Annotated in this window: 23 protein-coding genes; 5 read left to right on the top strand and 18 right to left on the bottom strand. The window is 28.9% G+C overall.

The window, feature by feature from the left end; all coding sequences use genetic code 11:
• Positions 1–11 precede the first annotated feature (11 nt).
• The 15 genes from JJC02_09225 to JJC02_09155 all read right to left on the bottom strand — a co-directional run bounded on the left by JJC02_09225 (position 12) and on the right by JJC02_09155 (position 13,270).
• Positions 12–641: a phosphate propanoyltransferase gene (locus tag JJC02_09225; protein ID UDN56306.1), complete on the bottom strand. Its 630-nt coding sequence runs from the start codon at positions 639–641 to the stop codon at positions 12–14.
• A gap of 12 nt (positions 642–653) precedes the next feature.
• A complete protein-coding gene (locus JJC02_09220) occupies positions 654–1,415 on the bottom strand; it encodes a cobalamin adenosyltransferase (protein UDN56305.1) in 762 nt (253 codons plus the stop codon).
• A 126-nt stretch (positions 1,416–1,541) separates the two neighbouring features.
• Positions 1,542–1,829: an ethanolamine utilization microcompartment protein EutM gene (gene eutM, locus JJC02_09215; GenBank protein UDN56304.1), complete on the bottom strand. Its 288-nt coding sequence runs from the start codon at positions 1,827–1,829 to the stop codon at positions 1,542–1,544.
• Positions 1,830–1,923: 94 nt separating this feature from the next.
• Positions 1,924–3,393, bottom strand: a complete 1,470-nt coding sequence (locus JJC02_09210) for an acetaldehyde dehydrogenase (acetylating) (protein ID UDN56303.1) — start codon at positions 3,391–3,393, stop codon at positions 1,924–1,926.
• A 2-nt stretch (positions 3,394–3,395) separates the two neighbouring features.
• Positions 3,396–4,103: a BMC domain-containing protein gene (locus JJC02_09205; protein ID UDN56302.1), complete on the bottom strand. Its 708-nt coding sequence runs from the start codon at positions 4,101–4,103 to the stop codon at positions 3,396–3,398.
• Positions 4,104–4,112: 9 nt separating this feature from the next.
• Entirely contained in the window at positions 4,113–4,766 is a 654-nt protein-coding gene (gene eutL, locus JJC02_09200; GenBank protein ID UDN56301.1) for an ethanolamine utilization microcompartment protein EutL, read from the bottom strand.
• 19 nt (positions 4,767–4,785) lie between these two features.
• On the bottom strand, positions 4,786–5,667 hold the full coding sequence (gene eutC / locus JJC02_09195; GenBank protein ID UDN56300.1) for an ethanolamine ammonia-lyase subunit EutC: 882 nt from the start codon (positions 5,665–5,667) through the stop codon (positions 4,786–4,788).
• 12 nt (positions 5,668–5,679) lie between these two features.
• The gene (locus JJC02_09190; GenBank protein ID UDN56299.1) at positions 5,680–7,044 is read right to left on the bottom strand and encodes an ethanolamine ammonia-lyase subunit EutB; all 1,365 of its coding nucleotides are present in this window, start codon (positions 7,042–7,044) and stop codon (positions 5,680–5,682) included.
• 17 nt (positions 7,045–7,061) lie between these two features.
• Positions 7,062–8,495, bottom strand: coding sequence for an ethanolamine ammonia-lyase reactivating factor EutA (gene eutA, locus JJC02_09185; protein UDN56298.1), 1,434 nt, complete (start codon positions 8,493–8,495; stop codon positions 7,062–7,064).
• A 183-nt stretch (positions 8,496–8,678) separates the two neighbouring features.
• On the bottom strand, positions 8,679–10,088 hold the full coding sequence (locus JJC02_09180; GenBank protein UDN56297.1) for a histidine kinase N-terminal domain-containing protein: 1,410 nt from the start codon (positions 10,086–10,088) through the stop codon (positions 8,679–8,681).
• A complete protein-coding gene (locus JJC02_09175; protein UDN56296.1) occupies positions 10,081–10,656 on the bottom strand; it encodes a response regulator in 576 nt (191 codons plus the stop codon). The genes JJC02_09180 and JJC02_09175 overlap by 8 nt, the downstream gene beginning before the upstream one ends.
• 100 nt (positions 10,657–10,756) lie before the next feature.
• Complete coding sequence (locus JJC02_09170) at positions 10,757–11,206, bottom strand: EutP/PduV family microcompartment system protein (protein UDN56295.1); 450 nt, start codon at positions 11,204–11,206, stop codon at positions 10,757–10,759.
• A 6-nt stretch (positions 11,207–11,212) separates the two neighbouring features.
• Entirely contained in the window at positions 11,213–11,563 is a 351-nt protein-coding gene (locus JJC02_09165; GenBank protein UDN56294.1) for a BMC domain-containing protein, read from the bottom strand.
• Positions 11,564–11,804: 241 nt separating this feature from the next.
• Complete coding sequence (locus JJC02_09160; protein ID UDN56293.1) at positions 11,805–12,935, bottom strand: iron-containing alcohol dehydrogenase; 1,131 nt, start codon at positions 12,933–12,935, stop codon at positions 11,805–11,807.
• A 158-nt stretch (positions 12,936–13,093) separates the two neighbouring features.
• Positions 13,094–13,270 carry a hypothetical protein gene (locus tag JJC02_09155; GenBank protein ID UDN56292.1) on the bottom strand — a complete coding sequence of 59 codons (177 nt, stop codon included), beginning with the start codon at positions 13,268–13,270 and terminating at the stop codon, positions 13,094–13,096.
• A gap of 324 nt (positions 13,271–13,594) precedes the next feature.
• Here JJC02_09155 and JJC02_09150 point away from each other — a divergent pair, with 324 nt between their 5' ends.
• Both JJC02_09150 and JJC02_09145 read left to right on the top strand, forming a co-directional pair.
• Positions 13,595–15,181 carry a recombinase family protein gene (locus JJC02_09150; GenBank protein ID UDN56291.1) on the top strand — a complete coding sequence of 529 codons (1,587 nt, stop codon included), beginning with the start codon at positions 13,595–13,597 and terminating at the stop codon, positions 15,179–15,181.
• Positions 15,182–15,387: 206 nt separating this feature from the next.
• Positions 15,388–16,188, top strand: a complete 801-nt coding sequence (locus tag JJC02_09145; GenBank protein UDN56290.1) for an ABC transporter permease — start codon at positions 15,388–15,390, stop codon at positions 16,186–16,188.
• A 279-nt stretch (positions 16,189–16,467) separates the two neighbouring features.
• Here the strand turns inward: JJC02_09145 and JJC02_09140 are convergent, their stop codons facing one another.
• Complete coding sequence (locus JJC02_09140) at positions 16,468–17,004, bottom strand: signal peptidase II (GenBank protein UDN56289.1); 537 nt, start codon at positions 17,002–17,004, stop codon at positions 16,468–16,470.
• A gap of 976 nt (positions 17,005–17,980) precedes the next feature.
• On the opposite strand from JJC02_09140, the gene JJC02_09135 reads away from it, so the two are divergent.
• The 3 genes from JJC02_09135 to JJC02_09125 all read left to right on the top strand — a co-directional run bounded on the left by JJC02_09135 (position 17,981) and on the right by JJC02_09125 (position 19,852).
• A complete protein-coding gene (locus tag JJC02_09135; protein ID UDN56288.1) occupies positions 17,981–18,418 on the top strand; it encodes a cytidine/deoxycytidylate deaminase family protein in 438 nt (145 codons plus the stop codon).
• A gap of 138 nt (positions 18,419–18,556) precedes the next feature.
• A complete protein-coding gene (locus JJC02_09130; protein ID UDN56287.1) occupies positions 18,557–19,345 on the top strand; it encodes an N-acetylmuramoyl-L-alanine amidase in 789 nt (262 codons plus the stop codon).
• A gap of 48 nt (positions 19,346–19,393) precedes the next feature.
• On the top strand, positions 19,394–19,852 hold the full coding sequence (locus JJC02_09125) for a hypothetical protein (protein ID UDN56286.1): 459 nt from the start codon (positions 19,394–19,396) through the stop codon (positions 19,850–19,852).
• A 100-nt stretch (positions 19,853–19,952) separates the two neighbouring features.
• Here JJC02_09125 and JJC02_09120 read toward each other — a convergent pair whose 3' ends face one another.
• Complete coding sequence (locus tag JJC02_09120; GenBank protein UDN56285.1) at positions 19,953–20,303, bottom strand: hypothetical protein; 351 nt, start codon at positions 20,301–20,303, stop codon at positions 19,953–19,955.
• A gap of 1 nt (position 20,304) precedes the next feature.
• The gene (locus tag JJC02_09115) at positions 20,305–20,688 is read right to left on the bottom strand and encodes a YtxH domain-containing protein (GenBank protein ID UDN56284.1); all 384 of its coding nucleotides are present in this window, start codon (positions 20,686–20,688) and stop codon (positions 20,305–20,307) included.
• Positions 20,689–21,191: the final 503 nt, after the last annotated feature.

Raw genomic sequence — 21,191 nt, 5'->3', positions numbered from 1 at the left:
GTAGGTTAAATTTATGCTTTCTTTATTATTTTAGCAACAGTTCCCTTAGAATAACCACATGCATTGGCCTCATCATAATCTATATGCATGTAAGTTTTAAAGCTGTCACTAACTCTTATTACTACATCATCAAATGTTAAAGGTCTCTGACCCATAACTTTAGCTTCAACTATTTCTTTATCACATACATTGAATTTTTCAGCATCACTAGGAGTCATATGTATATGTCTTTTAGCAACCATTAACCCCTTGTCAAGTTCAACTTCACCATGTTGTGTTGATATTTTAATACTTAAAGTACCTTCTAAGTCTCCGCTTTGTTTTATAGGAGCTTTTAATCCAAGAGTTGAACCATCTGTTAAAGATATTTCTACCTGAGTTTCATTTCTACATGGTCCAAGTACAACTACATTTTTTATACTTCCTTTAGGACCAGTTATTGTAACTCTTTCCTTACAAGCATATTGACCTGGTTGAGATAAGTCTTTTAATTTTGTAAGAGTATATCCTTCTCCAAATAGTTTATCTACATCTTCTCTACTTAAATGAACGTGTCTTCCTGATGCTTCAACTTCTATGAATGCTTCTTTTTTAACTCTATTTATTACTTCTTCTACTATTTCATTTAATAGACTCTCCATTGTGTCCTCCAACTACTTATACTTATTAGTTCTAACTTTATATATCATTATCCAAAATACTGATGATAATCTATTAAGCGCTTTTATTAAATCTTCTCTGTGAACATTTCCATACTCACCTTTAAATGCTTCATAAGCTGCAAGTTCAACCTCTCGTGTATTACTTCTTATACTGTTTATAGCTACTACTACCTCTCCCATTTCATAACTTGGGAATTCGTGTCCTATGCCAAAATATTTTTTAGGATAGTGAGATTGTTCTCTAAGTTCTTGTGGAGTTAACCCTAAAAGTTTAAAGTCTTCTAGTTTCTCTTCCAAAACTTCACATCTCATTATATTTCTTACAAAGTCTAATACTTCTTGTAATTCCTTAACAAGTTTTGGCATACCTAGTTTTTGACAAAGAATCTGTGCTTTTAGTATTTCTGATTCAAGAGAGTCGATTTTACCTCTTAGTATTATTCTTTTATGGTCTTTAAAGACTAAAAGATTTCCATTTAATTGAGTCATATGTTCTGGTTTTTCATCTAGTTTAGCACCAAACACAGTAGTATATTTATATGTTTTCTCTTTAACTACTTCTTTTATAACTTCCTTAGGTTCATTATTTATATCTGAAAGTTTATCAACATATTTAAGTTCAATACTTCTCTCAGCTAAATAAGATTTTGCAGAAGGAGTTATTATTTGACCTTTTTCTATATAGAATTCAGTTATATTATCTTTGTTTTTTCCAAGTTTTCTTTTTACTTCATTTTCTGTTAAAACACCCATTTTATCACATCTCCTATTAGATGTATAAAAAAGACTACCTCAAAATACATTGAGTTTATTAGTAAGACTCATTTTTGAGATAGCCTCTTTTTTAATCAAAATTTAAATTTTAAAATTACTTTTATATTACTCAGCTGATACTTTTGGTAATATAGCATCTACTTCAAAGTGTGGTCTTGGTATAACATGAACTGATATTAGTTCTCCAACTCTCTCAGCAGCTGCAGCTCCTGCATCTGTAGCAGCTTTAACAGCTCCAACATCTCCTCTTACCATTACAGTAACTAATCCTCCACCTACTTGTTCTTTTCCTACTAATTGTACATTTGCAGCTTTAACCATTGCATCTGCTGCTTCTATTGCTCCTACTAATCCTTTAGTTTCTATCATTCCTAATGCGTTTGCACTTGCCATAATCTTATCCTCCAAAAATTTAATTTTATAGTTTTATATAGTTTATATTTTAGAAATTTATAGTTATAGCTATAAGTTTCATTGTTTATTTTAGTTATGCTAGTTCTTTGACTAATCTTTGAACTAGAAGATTTATTAATTCTTCTTTATCCATTGAGTCAAACATTGATTTTTCAACTTGAGATTTATCTCTTCCAAGTTCTTCTATTTCTTTGACTCCATAAGCTATTCTTTTAACATTTATTAAATCAAGTGGACCTACATTGTTTGAAGTTGAACTTCCACCTATTGCACCACAACCAAGTGTTAATGCTGGTACAAGGTTTGTTGATGCACCTATTCCTCCAAGTGCTGAAGGAGTATTCACAAGTATTCTTGATACTGGCATGTTAAGAGCAAATCTCTTTACCAACTCTTCATCATTTGCATGCATTGAGAATGTATGACCTGCACCCTCATTTAACAATATTTCTCTACATCTATTCATAATAGCCTCTACATTTTCTTCAACATAGAACGCTAGTATTGGTGTGAGTTTTTCTCTTGAATAGGCTACATTATGACCAACTTTATTTTCTCTTGCAACTAAGACCTTTGTATTTTTAGGCACATTTGTTAAATCTGCTAAATTTGCTATTACCTCAACACTCTTTCCAACTATTTGTGGATTCATAGTACCATTGGCTCTTAATATGAATTTTGCCAATCTTTCGCTTTCCTCTTCATTTAAAACATATGCACCTTGATTTTTAAGTTCTTTTAAAACAGTTTCTTCCATAGATTTTTCTATTACTATAGATTGTTCTGATGCACATATAACACCATTATCAAAAGTTTTAGAATCTATAATTCTTTTAACTGCCAACTTAACATTTGCCGATTTATCTATAAACGCTGGTCCATTTCCAGGTCCAACTCCTATAGCTGGTGTTCCCGAAGAGTAAGCAGCTCTAACCATTGCTTCTCCTCCAGTTGCCAATATTAAGTTTGTATCTTTATGTTTCATTAATTCATTCGTTCCAACTATACTTGGGTTAGTTATACATAATATTGAATCCTCTGGAGCTCCAGCCTTTATAGCTGCTTCACTTATTATATTAACTGTTTCAAGTATGCATTTTTTTGCATTTGGATGTGGAGAGAAAACTATAGTATTTCCTGCTTTTAAAGATATTATAGTTTTGTATATTACTGTTGATGTAGGGTTTGTTGAAGGTATAAGACCTGCTACAACTCCAACTGGTGTAGCTATATCTATTGTATTTGCTTCTTTATCTTCCCTAATTATTCCAATAGTTTTTGTATCTTTTAAAGTTTCATAAACTCCCATAGATGCAAAAGTATTTTTAATTACTTTATCTTCCCATTTTCCAAATCCAGTTTCTTCATTTGCCATTTTAGCTAATTTAGTAGCATTGTTAAATGCTGCATCTGCAACAGACTTCACTATTTTATCTATTTGCTCTTGGCTCATTTTAGAAAGTTTTTCTTGAGCCACTTTAGCTCTTTTTACAAGAGTTCTGACTTCTTGTATAGATACTAAATCTTTATCTAAAAGTGTCATAACTATCTATCCCCTCTGCTAAGATTTTTAACTAAGTTTATCAATTCTTCTTTTTTAAGAACATTTAAATCTTTATAAGTTATTGAAGAGTCTAATTTCTTAGCCATAGCTTTAAGTTTTTTCACGCTGTTCTTTGATAAATCATCTCTATCAAAATCAGAATTTTCTATTTTAACTTGTTCTAATACTTCTTTATTATCATTAGTATTTTCTATTTTTTCTTCATTAATTTCAGTTAAACTATTATCAACTATTTCAATTTCTTTGTTAATTTTATTTACGTCACTATATAGTTTTTCATCATTATTTTCACTATTCCCAGTGACATCTAAAATTACATTATTTTTTTCCAATAAACTTTTCGATACATTATCAGTTATTTCTAATGTAATTTCAAAGTTTTTCTCTTTATCTTCTGAAACTTCACAGACTTTAGGTTCTTTATTTTTAAATAAAGCATCTGTTACTTCATTATGGATTCTTGGTATAATATGTGATGTTCTTAATGTACCAACTCGAGAAGCTGCAATTTCACCTGCTTCTAGAGCAGATTTTACAGCACCAACGTCTCCACATATTGTTAAAGTAACAATACCCGCTCCAACCTTATCAATTCTTACAATATTAACATTTGCAGATTTCAAACAAGCATCAGAAGCTTCTATTGCAGCAACATATCCTATTACTTCTATTAAGCCTATAGCATCCATCTAACTATCCTAAAATCCTGTTGGATTGTCTGCAACTGATTTTACTGCTTCTGCAAATGCATCACATGCTGCTTTACAAGCCGATTGAGAACCTGTAAGTAATGCTCCACCAAAGTTTGTTTCAGTTGGAGGTGCAAATAATTCACACATCTTAACGTCTGCAGCCTTCATTGCTGCATCTAGAGCATACATTGCTTCAAGTGGTGGTGCTACTAAATAAGCTAATGCCTCACCTTCTCTTATTCCTGCTACCTCTGAAAGGTATGTACCTGTTCTTGATACACAGTGAGCATAATATGCTATTGAATCATCATCATTTGCACTTATAAAAGTTGCTCCATATTCTAGAAAATCAACTACTGCATTTAGACCACTTCTTACTTCAGCTGGACTTGGTCCTGCTATTATTCCTAAAACTTCACCAGCAAGTTTTGTTGAAGCATTTGCAGCACCTGCATACATTGATTTTGCATATACAACATCAACTTCTGAAGCTTTTGTTGCTTCATCAAGAGCTGTGTACGTAACATCATCACAGTCTGCAGTTATTAAACCTAAACTTTTATGATGTGATTTTAGTTCTAGTTTTTGCGCCATTTCTGGACTTATATTCGAAATTATTTTAATTCCTAGTATATTAGGACGAATTACATCGTTTTTCATATTCTACACTCCCTCGACTTTATTTAAGGTCTATTCCTGAAGCTTTTTTATCTAACATAGTTTTTATAAGTTCAGCTATATGAGCACCTGCTTCAACTGCAGTTGTTCCACCTTTGTGAATATTTGATATAACTGTTCTCTTTGCTTCTGCCATTCCTATGTATGGCTTATACGCTATATATGCTGACATTGATTCAGCCGTAACTAATCCTGGTCTTTCTCCAACCAACATACAGATAACTTCACAACCTAATTCTTCACCTAAGTGGTCCATAGCACCTACTCTACAATGTTTAACAAATAAAATTTCACTTGAGTCTATACCATACATTTTTAGACCTTGTTTTATAGCTGGTACACAGTCTTTTAAATTTGCTTCTATCGCAGCTGAACTAAGTCCATCTCCCACTAATATTAAAACCTTTTGATTTGTACCAAATTTAGATTTTATATTATTTATAGTTTCTGGAGAAAATTTTCTTCCCAAATCTGGTCTTGTTAAATATTCATCTTTATCTTTACATAAAGTTTCTACTGCAAACATATTATTTTCTTTTATAAATTCTTCATCTACATAAGAGAATACAGCGTCTTGTGCAGCAGCATGGTCTGCTCTAAATCTTAAAACTGTTTCTGTTTTATATCTAGTACCAGTTCTTCCTATACCTAATCTTGCAGGTGTTTTTGCTTTCATATCTAAATAAGCTTCTGCATCCTTAGGATTTTTTACTAGTAATTGCTTTCTTATATCAACTTCTGTTATATCATCTATACAAGCATTGTTGTCTACTACAATTTCAGTTGCTTTTTTAACAGTTTCAGATACAACATTAGTATCTAATTCTCCAACCATTTGTCCAACTAACTGTTCTACTAATGCTTTTAAATCCTTCTCATTCATACTAAATACCTCCTATCCTAATAATACAGATGCGTCTCCCGCTAACTCTGTCAACTTACCACCTTTAGAGAATCCCATCTTTTCCATCCAAGCATCAAATTCTTTTATTGCTGTTAGTCCAAACATTTCTCTAAGTGATGCTGTTTCATGGTATCCTGTTGTTTGATAGTTAAGCATAACATCATCTCCATGAGGTATTCCCATAAAATACGTACATCCTGCTGTTGTTAATAGTATAGCTAAGTTTTCCATATCATTTTGGTCAGCCTTCATATGGTTAGTGTAACAAACATCAACACCCATTGGTAATCCATGTAATTTACCCATAAAATGGTCTTCAAGCCCTGCTCTTACAACTTCTCTAGCATCATATAAGTACTCAGGTCCTATAAATCCAACAACTGTATTCACTAAGAATGGTTCATACTTTTTAGCAAATCCATAACATCTAGCTTCCATAGTAACCTGGTCTATTCCATGATGTGCTTCTGAAGATAATTCTGAACCTTGTCCAGTTTCAAAATACATAACATTAGGTCCTGTAGCTGTACCATGTTTTAAAGCTAGCTTTCTAGCTTCTTCTAGGGTATCGCCATTAAATCCAAATGCTTCATTTCCTTTTTCAGAACCTGCTATAGATTGGAAGATTAAATCTGCAGGAGCACCATTTCTTATTGCTTCCATTTGTGTAGTAACGTGTGCTAATACACATGTTTGAGTTGGTATTTGATATTTTTGTTTTACTTCTTCAAATCTCTTTAATACTTTAGTAACACTTTCAACAGAGTCATCAACTGGGTTTAATCCAAGTACTGCATCTCCTATACCAAAAGTTAAACCTTCAAGAAGCGATGCAAGTATTCCATCTGGGTCATCCGTTGGATGATTAGGCTGAAGTCTTGCTGATAATGTTCCTTGTTCTCCTATAGTTGTATTACAATGAGCAGTAACCTTTATCTTTTTAGCTGCATAAACTAAGTCCATATTTGACATTAATTTTGCAACTGCTGCTATCATTTCAGAAGTTAATCCTCTTGATATTCTTCTTATATCAAGACTTGTAGTATTTGAATCTAATATCCACTCTCTAAATTCAGATACTGTCCAATTTTTTATCTCTTCATAAACTTTTTCATTTACAGCATCTTGTATTATTCTTGTTACTTCATCTTCCTCATATGCTACTGCAGGATTATTTCTTATATCCTCCAACTTTATGTGTGATAAAACAACTTTTGCTGCTATTCTTTCTTCAGCTGATTCTGCTGCAAGACCTGCTAATTTATCTCCTGATTTTTCTTCATTAGCTTTAGCCATTACATCATATAAGCTTTTAAACTGATAAGTACGTCCAAATAATTTTGTCTTTAAAATCATTTACTTACCTCCTTCTATTAATTAAAAACTAATGTTTTTATTACCACAGGTAAAACTTTACCTTCAACTATAGGTTTTCCAATGTCGATATAGTCTCCATTTTCAACCTTGACACTGTCTATACAAACAATCTCTTTTTTATAATTTAATAATGCATAGATTGCTTGACCTAATACTTTTGCCATATCATTTTCAACGATTACTATAAAAGGTAAATCATTTTCTAGGATTTGTTGCATTCCATCTACAAAACCTTTAGCATACTCTTGTATATCTAAAAAGGTTGGATTTTTCTTTCCTATCATAGCTATAGCAACTTTCTGTAAATCATTTTCTAGCTTAAACCAGTTAAGTTTGTTTTTTATAGCTTCACTGATTTGTTTTGAAGTACCTGTTTCTTCATCAATTGACAATTTTAAAACTGGCAAGTTTTTAAGTGGAAACTTTTCGCTAGTATAAGTTATTGTACTTCCACTTACTTCAGTAGTATGAGAACCTGCTCCAACTACTGTGGCTCTTATTGTTTCCATGGATTTAACTACATTTACTTTTTTAAGGTATTCGCAATTTTTTATTGCTTGCCCCAGTAAAATTCCCAAGTCACCATATTCAAAATAATCATTTATTTCTCCATCGTAGTAAATATAATCAGCTACTCCACCAGAGAATGAAACATTTTTAATATTTTCATCTACACTTATTGACTTATTGGTTATTATAAAATCAAACAAAGGTGTCTGTTTTTTTAATCCTATGCTTTCCATTAATAAATCAACCATTATGTCAACTATTGGCTTTGTATTTTCTACTGTAGCCACTGTACCTACCTGAAGATTTAAATTATTATCTTTTATGATTTTATCTATTTTAGGTGATATATAAGTTATTTTTTTACTTATTTTATCTATCTTTATAAGCCTTCCACCTATATCCAAACACCCAGTATCAGTTACTTCTCCCCTTTTAAATGAAGCTATATTACTAGTTCCCCCACCTATGTCTATATTTACAATTGTAGTTGAATGTTCTTTTGAATAGATATGAGCTCCAGCTCCTTTTCCTGATATTATACTTTCTAAATCAGGTCCTGCTGTTGCAACAACAAAGTCTCCAGCAAATCCACTTAAAGTATGAAGTACATCATTTGCATTTTCTTTTCTAGCTGTTTCACCAGTTATTATTACTGCTCCTGTATGTATGTCCACTTTAGATATATTTGCTTTTTTATATTCATTTTCAACTATATCTTTTATCTGTTGACCGTTTATTTCATTATTTGAAATAAGAGGAGTGAAATAAACTTTACTTTTATAAATAATTTCTTTGTCTACTATACTTATTCTAGGTACCGAAAAATTTGATTCAGTATTTTCTACTATTAATTTAGAAAAAATCAACTGAGTAGTACTTGTTCCAATGTCAATACCAACACTTAATAACTCTTCTCTCATTTTCTCACCTCCTAAAATTTAAGTATGTCTTAAACAAGCAAAGAGGCTCAAAGTTATAATAAATATCTGTTAAATTGAATATATACTTATAATTTTTATAAATACATTCAACTAACTTAATCTATTAATAACCTTAAGCCTCTTTGCTCAATTAAAACTACCACTTTGTAGATGAGTTATTATTTAAATATTAATTTGTGTAGGTATAGTAATTAATACTTCTGTACCACTTTTACTACTTTTTCTACTTATACTGCCCTTTAACATTTGTGTTATATAACTATCTATTATATATGTCCCTAAACTATTTTTATTTATATTGTCACTATCAAATCCAACTCCATCATCTATAATGGCAATGTTTCTCGAATCACTATCTTTGTTTATTAATATTTGTATACTACCATATTCCCTACCAGTAAAGGCATGGTCATAACAATTTTGTAGTATTTCATTTATAACCAAAAGTATTGCTGTTGCTTTCTCTCCACTAATTTTAAAATCTTCACCTGTTATACGTATATCTATATCTTTACTAAATAAATACCCGCCTTGAATATTTGACACTAATAAATTGATACCTTCTCGTATAGATATATTATTATCCACTTCCTTAGATAATAAATAATGAGTCGAAAGTATTGCAAATACTCTGTTTATTATATTATCTAAACACTGTTTAACCTCGTCGTTTTGAGATAATCTACTTTGTTTTTTTATTATAGATATTACTGTATGAAGATTATTTTTTACCCTATGATGAGCTTCCCTTATAGCTACTGTTTTCAAAACTAATTCTTCTTCTTTTCTCTTTAAATCACTTATATCTTGTACTATTTTACAAACCTTAAATTCATCATCTTTGATGTACATGGTTTTTATTTTGAAAAACATATTACCTATTGAAACTTCATTTGTCTCATCATAATTTTCATCCATTAATATATCTTCAAATAATTTAGTCTCTATATACAAGTCGTTATAATGCATATCTTGTATATCACATTCAAATCCAAGATTTTTATATATCTCAGTTGCAATACGATTTTTAATTTTTAATTTTCCATTTTTATCAAATATGAGTATAGCTGAATTTAAATTATCAACTAAAAAATCATTATTTCCTATTAGTTTTATAAACTGATGCAAATTCTTATTTTCTTCATCTTCACTAGTGTTAAACTCATTCTTAACTTCACTACTTATATCTTTTTCAACTATTAATACTGCTAAAACTTTGTCATCCAATGTTATTGGCTGAATATTTTGTTTAACCAGTTTATATTCTTGTGTTAAAGCTTTTATATCTCTTACTCTTTCTCCTGTTTTTAAGCACTTTATAACTCCTGGTTCATTTTCAAGTAGAGCCTTTTTGCCTATAACATTTTCACAGTACACTGACTTTTCTTTAGGTCTACTATGTGCCACAACAATTGCTTCATCATCAACTTTACTTAATACATCTATAAAAACATCAGCCTCATAAAAGGAAGCCATTAAATCTAAGGATTTTGATACTTCTATAATTTTTTCAATTTCATTGTTATTTAAGTATGTTTGTGTAGTTGCTATTTTTTTTATCGTATTAGTCATCGTATCCTATTATAATCATTTTGGCAATTTCCATCATTGTAGTTCTTTTATCCATACTTAATTTTCTTATTCTAGTGTATGCTTCATCCTCAGAAATTTTAAACTCTCTTATAAGTATACCTTTTGCTCTTTCTACCAATTTTCTTTCATTCAATTTAGAATTTACCTTTTCTAAATCCTTTTTCATTTTTTCAAATTCATTCACCTTATTTAAACACATTTCTATAGTTGGTATAAGTGATTTTTCACTTGCTGTCTTTACTAAGTATCCATAAGCACCTATACTTTTGGCCTTTTCTACATATTCTTTATCTTCAAATGAAGTTAATAAAAGTACTCCACCAGCTAGATTTTCTTTACATATTATTTTGCCTGCCTTTATCCCATCAAATATTGGCATTTCTATATCCATTATAACTAAATCAGGTTTGTGTATTTTACACATTTCAACAGCTTCAAATCCATCACTTGCTTCTCCTATTATTTCATAGCCATGACTTTCTAGTATATCTTTTGTATCCATCCTTAACAGTGGTTCATCATCAACCAATAGTATTTTTTTCCCCATGTTCCTACCTCACTTAAAGATTAAATCTTCTTAGAATAGTTTATATATTTTTTATTTTATCATATTTTTATCATATTTTTGAGTAAAAAAATATTTTCCCTTAAATTTCCTCTATATTTTTAGATTTTTCTAGATATTTAAATAATTTTTCAAGTCCTATATCATCAACTGTGTCTATTTTAAAGATTTGACTTGCTCCTGCTAGTGATAGTCTTTCGTAAGCTATATTTACCTCGTTTTCAGTAGCTTTATTTATTTTAGTTATAATCCCTATTACATCTTTACAAAACATACTTGCAAAACCTGGTGCTATATAATTTTCTTCTTGTGTAGCATCATACACTATTGCTATAATTTTAGCATCTGCTGATGTTGTTATTAAGGCATTGTATAGGCTTCTATTTTCCATATACTCACCAGGAGTGTCTATTGCATTATTATAAAGTTCTACTGACTGAGTTTTTTTATATTTCAATTCTAACTGGTCTAGTTTTTGACATAAGGTAGTTTTGCCACTACCTGTCTTTCCCATAAATATTATATTCTTCATTGTACATCATGTCCTTGTTATTTTTGTAGATGAAAAGTTTAACATATTTCCTAAGACTTCTAAAACATCGTTTAACGCTGATTCTACAGAACTTACATCACCTGATATTACTACAGAACCACTAAATCTGTCTATAAAACCTAAAGATACATTTGAAGCTTTTGTGGCAACGTCTGCTGCTATTATTGATGCTTCACTTGGTGTTATTGTAAGTATTCCTATTGCATCTTTTTTATCAAGTACTAATCCTAACTTCTTATATATATCTTCATTAGGGTTAGCTATTATATGTGCTAATGTAACCTGCTTTCCAGGAACATATTCTTGAATAACTCTTTGCTTAGATTCTTCAGTCAAATTTATTCCCTGCTTTCTTTAAATATAGTTTACTAAAAAGTTATTTGCTTAAAATAAAAGAAGCTTCATAAGAATAATATTAATATTCCTAAGAAGCTCCATTGCTTTCTACATAAAGTATCACGCCTTTGTGATACTTTCATTATAGTTTTATGTTTTATATTTGTCAATATATAATTTATATTTTTAAAAACATTTTCCCTACTTGTATAATATTATGTTTACATGTAATAAAATATAGTTATTTAATATTATTTAATATGTTTATTATATCATCCTCAGTTGGAACTTTAGGATTAGTTAATGTACAAGAATCTTTTATAGCAAGTTTTGCTATTTCTCTTTCTTCGTTAGTTACATCTTCTAAACTTAATTTGCACTGTGTCAATTTAGTTGGCATATTCATTTCTTTTTGTAGTTTCTTTATTTCATTTACTAAATTTCTAACAGCTATTCTTATATTACCATTCCCAAGTCCTACTAATTCTGCTATTTGTGCATATTTTTTAGCTGTATCTGAGTAAGTTGTATTAGTATATCCTACTATTGATGAATTATATTCTATTACATGAGGAAGTAATATAGAGTTTGTTCTTCCATGTGGTATATGGAATTTTCCTCCTAATACATGTGCGATAGAATGATTTATACCAAGTGATGCTTGGTTAAATGCCATACCTGCTAAACAAGATGCATTGTGCATTTTTTCTCGAGCTTCTATATCATTTCCATCTTTATATGCTTTTATTAAGTATTTAAATACTAACTTTATGGCTTTTTCAGCTAGTGCGTCTGAGAAGTCATTAGAATTTGTAGATACATAAGCTTCTATGGCATGTGTTAATACATCCATACCTGTATCTGCTGTTATAAAGTTCGGTACAGTTTTTACAAGTTCTGGGTCTAGTATTGCCATGTCTGGAAGTAAATCATCACTTACTAATGGATACTTACATTTCTTTTGACTGTCCGTTATTACGGCAAATGATGTTACTTCTGAACCTGTTCCACTTGTTGTTGGTATTGCTATAAATTCTACTTCGTTAGTTTTTAATATTTTTTTAGAAAAATCCATTATAGATTTTGCTGCATCTATTGCAGAACCACCACCTAAAGCTATTATTACATCTGGATTTATAGATTTAAATGCTTCTATTCCCGCTACTACTATTTCTATTGGCGGGTCTGGTACTATTTCTTCAAAAACTTGATACGTTGAATTTACTAAGTTAGATGTTATTTTATCTATTGTTTTTGATTTAACCATAAATGGGTCCGTTATTATTAATACGTTTTTGTTTTTTAATTCTTGTAAAGCTTTCAGTGAACCTTCTCCAAATTTTATTCTTGTTTTAATCTCAAAGTTATTCAAATTTCTATCCTCCTTAAGTTAAATATACAAAAAAGCTCCATAGACTTTATCTATGGAGCTCCATTGCTCTTTTAACACCTCATTGTGCTATATTTAAAAATATACTATTTGATTAATATAATGTCAAGTCAATAGTATATAAAATCAATAATCAAAGCTTATGTATCAGCTTTACTTATATTTAATTCTTTTTCTAAAGTACTAAATGCTTTATCTAAAACTTCTTTAGGGTATTTTTTACCTATTATATTTACAAACCAACTAGCTTTAGCCATTTCTATTTCATTAAGTTTAGCTTCATCTTTAGGAAAAATCTCTATAACATTGATTTCCATATGCAAGCCCCCTATAAATTTTTGTTATAACTATTAGTTTCAAAGAATTATCACTTAAAATATTTAAATTTTAACTTTTTCATAGTAAACTACGATTTTATATTAATCTATGAAATTAGAGATTTGTCCTGATACAATTAAGTATCAAAATTTATTATTGATTTAAAACTTGAATAGTAAAGAAATAAAATAAATAGTCATATATTATAAAAAGTAGAATTATATAAATTTGCCTAATTAATAAATTCATTCTAATAAGTTTACTTGAAAGGCTGTATATAAATAATTTCAAATATATATCCTAATTTATAGGAGGTTTTAATTTTGAAAGCTGCAATTTATTCAAGAAAATCAAGATTTACTGGAAAAGGTGAATCTATAGAAAATCAAATACAATTATGTATGGATTATACAAAGTCTATTGGTATAAAAGATTTTTTGATATATGAAGATGAGGGTTTTAGTGGCAGTAATATAGATAGACCACAATTTAAAAAAATGATGCAGGATGCTAAAGATAAGAAATTCAATTATTTAGTTTGCTATAGATTAGATAGAATATCGAGAAATGTATCTGACTTCTCGACTTTAATAGAAAAATTAAATGAACTAAACATATCATTTATATCTATCAAAGAGCAATTTGATACTTCAACTCCAATGGGAAGAGCTATGATGTTTATATCAAGTGTATTTGCTCAACTAGAAAGAGAGACAATAGCAGAACGTATAAAAGATAATATGTATGAACTAGCTCGTAGTGGTAGATGGCTTGGGGGCAATACTCCTCATGGATTTAACAGTGAAAAAATCACATTTTTAGATGAAAATTTAAAAGAAAGAAGTATGTATAAACTTCAAGTAAATAATGAACAAATGGAGGTTGTAAAGCTAATATACAATAAATACTTAGAACTTAGGTCATTATCCAAGTTATATAAATATGTCTATCATAATGGAATAAGAGGTTCTCGTGGTGGTAAATTTGACCCTAGTTCTTTATCTAGAATACTTAGAAATCCAGCATACGTAAAAGCTAATGATAAAATTTTAGAGTATCTTAGAAATAATGGTATGGACGTTGTAGGCACTCCAGATAGAAAATGTGGAATCCTTACATATGCTAAAAATACGTCTGACTCAATAGCAGCAATTGCAAAACACCATGGAGTTATAGAACCCGAAATATGGCTTGAAGTACAAAATCAGCTAGATAAAAATCGTGATAAGACACCAAGAATAGCAACTGGAAAAACTGCTCTTTTATCTGGTCTTATAAAATGTGGTAAGTGTGGTTCTAATATGAGAATTACCTATAAAGGTAAAAAAACTGATAAAGATTTAAAATATTATTATATTTGTGGCACTAAAAAAACACTTGGTGCTGATAGTTGTAACTGCAAAAACCTTAATGGTCCATTAGTTGAAAGTTTAGTTATAGATAAAATTAAAAATTGTAAAGAGGAGTCTATCATAAGTTCATTTAATAGTAATAACATTAAAACTGATAATGTTTTTAATATTTTAAAATCTGAAACTAATTTACTTAAAAATCAAATTTTAGATAAAGAAAAGTTTATTAAAAATTTAGTTATAAAACTTGCAAAAAATACCAGTAGCAGTGCTTCTGATTATATAGTTTCTCAAATTGAGAGCTTAAATAGTGAGATTAGTATTTTAAAGGATAAGATTAATACTTTGGAATCTAGTAACGTCAATATTAATAGTGGAAGTATTAATCTTGATATTATCGTTAGTAATTTAAAGAGATTTAATGACGAAGTTGATAACGCCAGTTTAGATGATAAGAGATTGTTATTATCTACTATTATTAATTTTATCGTTTGGGATAGTAGTTTGGGAAATCTTAATATTGTTTATATGGGTGCTGAAATGGATAATTCTGTTTAGTTAAGCAATTAGTTGCACTTTTTTAGCTATAGTAGAAGCAATAAGCATATCAGATAAGGTTGCAATACTATCTAAAAGACCAGCTACCATAAAAAGTATTTATAATATTGAACTTAACATGGATGGAACAAAAACGCCTCTCAAAACACGTAAAGTTCCTGATTTTCAAAAGTATTTCGACATATTATGGAAGGAGCTAGATACACATGAGGCTTAATAAAAGATCTGAAGGATATATAAACTATGTTAAAGGTGTAAAAAGAGAAAAAAGAAATGTATTATTCTACCAGCTATTAATTCTAATCGGTTTTATTGTAGTATGGGAGCTTTTAGCTGACTTAAATGTTATAAATACATTTCTATTTAGCAAACCAAGTGATATTTACAATTTATTTATTCAATATGCATTTAGTGGTCAATTATTTAAACATATTGGAATATCTGTATATGAAACTATTCTTGGTCTTGTTATAGGGACTGTTTTAGGTATTTTGGTAGCAATTGCTCTTTGGTGGTCAGAAAAATTATCAAAAATATTGGACCCATTTTTGGTAGTTTTAAATGCTCTTCCTAAGACTGCTTTAGCTCCTATAATTATAGTTTGGGTAGGTGCTGGAATAGAAGGAATCGTCGTAACAGCAGTAACTATTTCTGTTGTTGTTACTATACTTTCAGCTTATAATTATTTTATGAATATAGATGAAGAAAAAATTAAGATGTTAAAGAGTTTTGGAGCTAGTAAGTCTCAGATATTATTTAAACTCATATTACCTGCAAATACAGGAAATTTAATAAATTTAACTAAGATTAATATTGGTATGGCATGGGTAGGTGTAATCGTTGGAGAATTTTTAGTTTCAAGATATGGAATAGGTTACTTGATAGTATATGGCTCTCAAGTATTTAAGTTAGATTTAGTAATGATGGGAGTATTTGTATTGGCTATCTGTGCTTGGGCAATGTACGCTGTAGTTAATATTATAGAAAAAATATACAATTCCAGATAAATAAAAATTTTATTTAGAATATTTCATCATGTTGCCAGCATAGCTCTATTTTGTGGGCTTTGCTGGCTTTTTATTGCATCCAATTATAACATAATACTTAAATGTAGTCATTTATTTACACCTATGCTTAAATTTCTACAAAAGAAAAGACAGTCAACTTTTTAATCAAAATTAACTGTGTTTCATATTCGATATTTTGAGCTTCTCTTGTTAGATAATCAACAGCTGAAGCGAGCCAGCCATTTGCTGTAATTAAATAGTTTACCTTGAAACTGGAATTTATCTTCTAAACTGACGATAGCAAAAATATATGTATTCTTTCATTGATATTTCTCTATTATGCAAAATTCCTATGATAACAAATATTATTTCTGCAACAGTAAGATAGCAGTCCTTTAAATCAAAAATAAAAAAGCTTGGTATCTGCAAAAAATCTAAACTTCCTCCCCAAAATACTTTATCTATCAAGCTACATATTGCCCCAGCAAGCCCACAAGATATAATTACTTTTACTGAATAGCTCGTTTGTTTATTTTTTGATTTGTAAAAAGCATATCCAGATACAATAATGAGGATAACCAAAATGTTAAACAATATCAGTACCCATAAATTAGATAGAATCCCAATAAAATTTCCACCATAAGAGAGATTTGTATTTTGAACAGGATTAAATCTTAAAAATTTTCCAATTATATCAAATTCAGAGTCCATTAAGAATAATCCTATAAGAGATTTGCTAATTTGGTCTAAGAATATTAAGCATATGACTGGAAAAACAAAAGACTTTACTTGTCTGATATTAACACCTCCTTGCAAAAATCATTCACTTTTTCCTTACTTAGTGTTGTTAAATTCCAAAAGTCATTCCGATTTATTGATTTCTCATCAATAATTATAACATGGATAAATTATAAAGTCATTTCTTTTCTAATTTCGCAGATAATACTTATTTCCACATAATTTATCAAGAATATCTTATGGAATTTCTTCCGAAACAGGCTCTTAACAAACCATGCTCCAACAAATAAGATTCTTTCATTTGCTATAATATAATTGTAAATTCTTAAAATTTTTTCTCCTAAATCCCTTAAAACTCTGTATTTATCGAGATAATCTTGATTTCTATACTATTTTTCTAATAAAAATAGATATGTCTAATAATTAAAACTGTAGAAATATTTGTAAAGGCATAAGACAAATTTACCTACAATTTTTAGTGTTTAGATTCTAAAAAAATAAAAAAAATTATAATTAAGTTCATAATTTTAAAACTTATTGAATATAATTATATGTCGGTTAAAGACGTATGAAAATAAAAGGAATTTATAAGTTATGTGTTGTATAGATACTGTATATGCAGCATGTAATAAATCTTAGCACTATTTATATTCTATACAAAAAGATATTTGAAGGGAGATTAAAAATGGGAATATTAGAGGGCGCTGCAATGATAAGAGAAATTGCAATTAAAATAGCTAAAGAAAAAGGTATTACAGAACAAAAGGCATGGCCTGAAGCTGTAAAAGAATTTAAAGAAAAATATGAACTTGTATTATAAACTTTGACTGTAAAACTGTCTCTATTTTATTGAGACAGTTTTTTATATTGTAACATTTTATATTATGACGAAATATATATATAATTTTAACTTCCTTAGAACTTTAATTTAAGGTAAAATAACTTGAAATAAATTTAATATTAATAAACTTTATTTGTCATATAAATTTGTTTTTAATGTTATTTTTAAGGTATAAATCTTATATATTAGATATAAATTTTGGAGGTATATGATTTGGATAAAAAACTTGAAAGCAGATGCTCATGGCAAGAATATTTTATGAGATTGTGTGAAACAGTAGCTGAAAGAGGTACTTGTGATAGAGCTTATGTAGGAGCTATAATTGTCAACTCTGAAAATAGAATCGTGTCTACTGGATATAACGGTAGCATTTCTGGAGATAAGCATTGTAGTGAAGTTGGTCATGAAATGAGAGATGGACACTGTATTAGAACCATTCATGCTGAACAAAATGCCCTTTATTATTGTGCAAAAGAAGGTATTTCAGTTAAAGATTGCTCTATTTATGTAACTCATTTTCCTTGTTTAAATTGTACTAAGGCTATAATTCAATCTGGAATTAAACATATATATTATAGAACTGGATATAGAATAGATGAATATGCTCTAAAATTGTTGAAATCAAGTAATGTCTTATATACAAAATTATGACTTTAATACTTCTTACTTAATATTCTATAATTTTACAAAATTGATTATAATAAAAGTATAAGATATAAAAAGAAACAAAATTCTGAGCTATGCATATATTAAATAGAAGTTAAATTTAATTGTAAAGGAGATATTAATTTGAAAGTAGTGATAATACCAGGACACACTTTAATTGGAAAAGGTACAGGAGCTGTTGGGTATATAAACGAAAGCAAAGAAACAAGAATACTGAATGACTTAATTGTTAAATGGCTTAAAATAGGTGGAGCTACTGTTTATACAGGAAGAGTTGATGAATCAAATAATCATTTAGCAGACCAGTGTGCTATAGCAAATAAACAAGAAACTGATTTAGCTGTTCAAATTCATTTTAATTCAAATGTCACAACTTCAGTTCCAGTAGGAACAGAAACAATATATAAAACTAATAGTGAAAAAACATATGCAGAAAGAGTGAATACTAAGTTAGCTACAGTATTCAAAAATAGGGGTGCAAAGTCTGATGTTAGAGGTCTTTATTGGCTTAATCATACCATTGCACCAGCAATATTAATAGAAGTATGTTTTGTAGATAGTAAAGCAGATACAGATTATTATGTTAACAATAAAGATAAAGTCGCTAAATTGATAGCAGAAGGTATATTAAACAAATCTATATCAAATTCTCAAGGAGGAGGTGGAAATAAAATGTACGAAAATGTAATCGTTTATGCAGGCGATGTTGACAAAGTGACTGCTCAAATTTTACACTGGCAATTAAAGGATTCTTTAATAGTTGAAGCATCTAGCTATAAGCAAGGTTTAGGTAAAAAGGTTTATGTTGTAGGTGGGGAAGCTAATAAACTTGTAAAAGGTGATGTCGTAATAAATGGTGCTGATAGATATGAAACTGTTAAATTAGCATTAAAACAAATAGATAAATTATAAAATTATGATTATCTTATAAAAAAATCAATAAGTTAGGACAAAGAAAAAATGATAAGAACAAAAGTTGTAGAGCTAATAGCAACAGTATGCAGAGAAAACAAACCATATAAATGGGTTGATGAAAATTATACTCCTTATGATAAAAGTGGTAAAGTTGAATTAATGTCAATAGAAGATTTAAATGAATTAATATCAAGCAGTGGAAAAGCAGATTTACTTTATAGCAGTAAATTACAAAAGCTCCTAAACGAGATTTATATAAATGAAAGTAGAGCATCTTATATGTCAGGTTGTGGATTATTTTGGAATTCGTATTGGGATGTACTTGAAGAAAAATTTGAAGAATGGTTATATAATTCTTATATCTTTTTTGATGAAGATGATGACTATTTAGAAGGAATGGAAGATTTTGAGCTTGAATGTAAAGATGTTCTTATGGATGTAATTGAAACAACAAGCATAGATATATATGTTCAAATGATAAAGAGGAATATTACCAATAATTAAAACACATAATATCAAATTAAACTAATAAAAAACGACCTTATAAATACTATTTTAAGGTCGTTTAAATTATATCTTCTAGACTTCTTTTATATTAAACATATTATTTTTTATCTAGAAAAATATTTTTAATTATAGTCAATATATCAACTATAACATCCATATTTGATTTAACACTGTCTTTAGTAACAAGAAAATCTGCTGTAACCTCAGTAACCACTTCTGTTACGTCTTTCATGTTTTCCCCTACTTCTCCAAAATTTTCTACAACACTAGGAAGATTATTTAAAGTTGCATTTATATTTTGAGTATTTTCACTTAACATAGTCCCAACATTATTTAAAATCTTATGTAGTTTAGAAAGTACAATAATTAAATAAACTAAAGCAATACACCCAAGTATAGCTAATAATACATATATTATACTTATGTTAATTGTTATTGTATTGTTCATATTATTCCTCAGTAACACTAACTGGTTCAACAATATCCATTATTTTATCTTCCTCATTAGAATTTTCAATACTCTTTTTATTATCTATATATTTTTTTATTTTTTTCTTTGATTCTATAAAGTTTCCTTTTCTATCTTCTAGCTTCTCAGATACCTTACCTTTTACATCCACAGTTTTCATATTTATTTTTTCAGCAATTTGTTGTGAAGCATCTTTTATATCTTCTCTTGTCTCTTTTCCCGATTTTGGAGCCAACAGTACTCCACTCACTGCACCAGTAACAGCTCCTAATACCACACCAGCTGTAGCAATTTTAGCTTTTTTAACTTTTTCAGCTCTTTGTTTAGCTTTTCTTTTATCCTCTATTTTCTTTGATAAACTCATATTTAATCGCTCCTTATTATAATATTTTTAAACATTATAATACATTTTTTACCATAATGATATAGTTTCTAACTAAATTTTTAAAAATCAATAAAAATTCTTTTAATTGCTCCCTATCTGCTACAATCTAAAATTTTATAAGGATTTTCTATATATTTTTATTTTATTAAATATAATATTTATCAGATATAGATGATAAATTAAATATCTTATTTGATTAAATAAGCATGGATGACTAAAAACTTTTTTAGTATAAATATACTTCAATCTTTCTGTATAAATTAAATTAGTGTTTCAAAAAACAATAAGAGAGGAATTAATCCTCTCTTTTTAATTTAATTAGACCTGGCAGGGCGGCGTATCCTGCATCTCTATTAACTACTCCATAGTAGCGTATTGGGTGCCTTTTCCAACCTCAAATCTAACTAATAAATATTTACATGTATATTTATATTATAACTTATATGATAATATTTTTCAATACTTTTGAAAATTTAATAATA

Source organism: Clostridioides sp. ES-S-0054-01, assembly GCA_021561035.1.
Taxonomy (GTDB): Bacteria; Bacillota; Clostridia; order Peptostreptococcales; family Peptostreptococcaceae; genus Clostridioides.
The sequence above is the reverse complement of the archived record's forward strand: the minus strand, read 5'-3'. Positions and strand labels throughout refer to the sequence as shown.

Excerpts from the sequence above, each read along its gene's own strand:
- JJC02_09225 (UDN56306.1), bottom strand. The coding sequence starts at position 641 with ATGGAGAGTCTATTAAATGAAATAGTAGAAGAAGTAATAAATAGAGTT.
- JJC02_09220 (UDN56305.1), bottom strand. The coding sequence starts at position 1,415 with ATGGGTGTTTTAACAGAAAATGAAGTAAAAAGAAAACTTGGAAAAAAC.
- eutM (UDN56304.1), bottom strand. The coding sequence starts at position 1,829 with ATGGCAAGTGCAAACGCATTAGGAATGATAGAAACTAAAGGATTAGTA.
- JJC02_09210 (UDN56303.1), bottom strand. The coding sequence starts at position 3,393 with ATGACACTTTTAGATAAAGATTTAGTATCTATACAAGAAGTCAGAACT.
- JJC02_09205 (UDN56302.1), bottom strand. The coding sequence starts at position 4,103 with ATGGATGCTATAGGCTTAATAGAAGTAATAGGATATGTTGCTGCAATA.
- eutL (UDN56301.1), bottom strand. The coding sequence starts at position 4,766 with ATGAAAAACGATGTAATTCGTCCTAATATACTAGGAATTAAAATAATT.
- eutC (UDN56300.1), bottom strand. The coding sequence starts at position 5,667 with ATGAATGAGAAGGATTTAAAAGCATTAGTAGAACAGTTAGTTGGACAA.
- JJC02_09190 (UDN56299.1), bottom strand. The coding sequence starts at position 7,044 with ATGATTTTAAAGACAAAATTATTTGGACGTACTTATCAGTTTAAAAGC.
- eutA (UDN56298.1), bottom strand. The coding sequence starts at position 8,495 with ATGAGAGAAGAGTTATTAAGTGTTGGTATTGACATTGGAACAAGTACT.
- JJC02_09180 (UDN56297.1), bottom strand. The coding sequence starts at position 10,088 with ATGACTAATACGATAAAAAAAATAGCAACTACACAAACATACTTAAAT.
- JJC02_09175 (UDN56296.1), bottom strand. The coding sequence starts at position 10,656 with ATGGGGAAAAAAATACTATTGGTTGATGATGAACCACTGTTAAGGATG.
- JJC02_09170 (UDN56295.1), bottom strand. The coding sequence starts at position 11,206 with ATGAAGAATATAATATTTATGGGAAAGACAGGTAGTGGCAAAACTACC.
- JJC02_09155 (UDN56292.1), bottom strand. The coding sequence starts at position 13,270 with ATGGAAATCAATGTTATAGAGATTTTTCCTAAAGATGAAGCTAAACTT.
- JJC02_09145 (UDN56290.1), top strand. The coding sequence starts at position 15,388 with ATGAGGCTTAATAAAAGATCTGAAGGATATATAAACTATGTTAAAGGT.
- JJC02_09125 (UDN56286.1), top strand. The coding sequence starts at position 19,394 with ATGATAAGAACAAAAGTTGTAGAGCTAATAGCAACAGTATGCAGAGAA.
- JJC02_09120 (UDN56285.1), bottom strand. The coding sequence starts at position 20,303 with ATGAACAATACAATAACAATTAACATAAGTATAATATATGTATTATTA.
- JJC02_09115 (UDN56284.1), bottom strand. The coding sequence starts at position 20,688 with ATGAGTTTATCAAAGAAAATAGAGGATAAAAGAAAAGCTAAACAAAGA.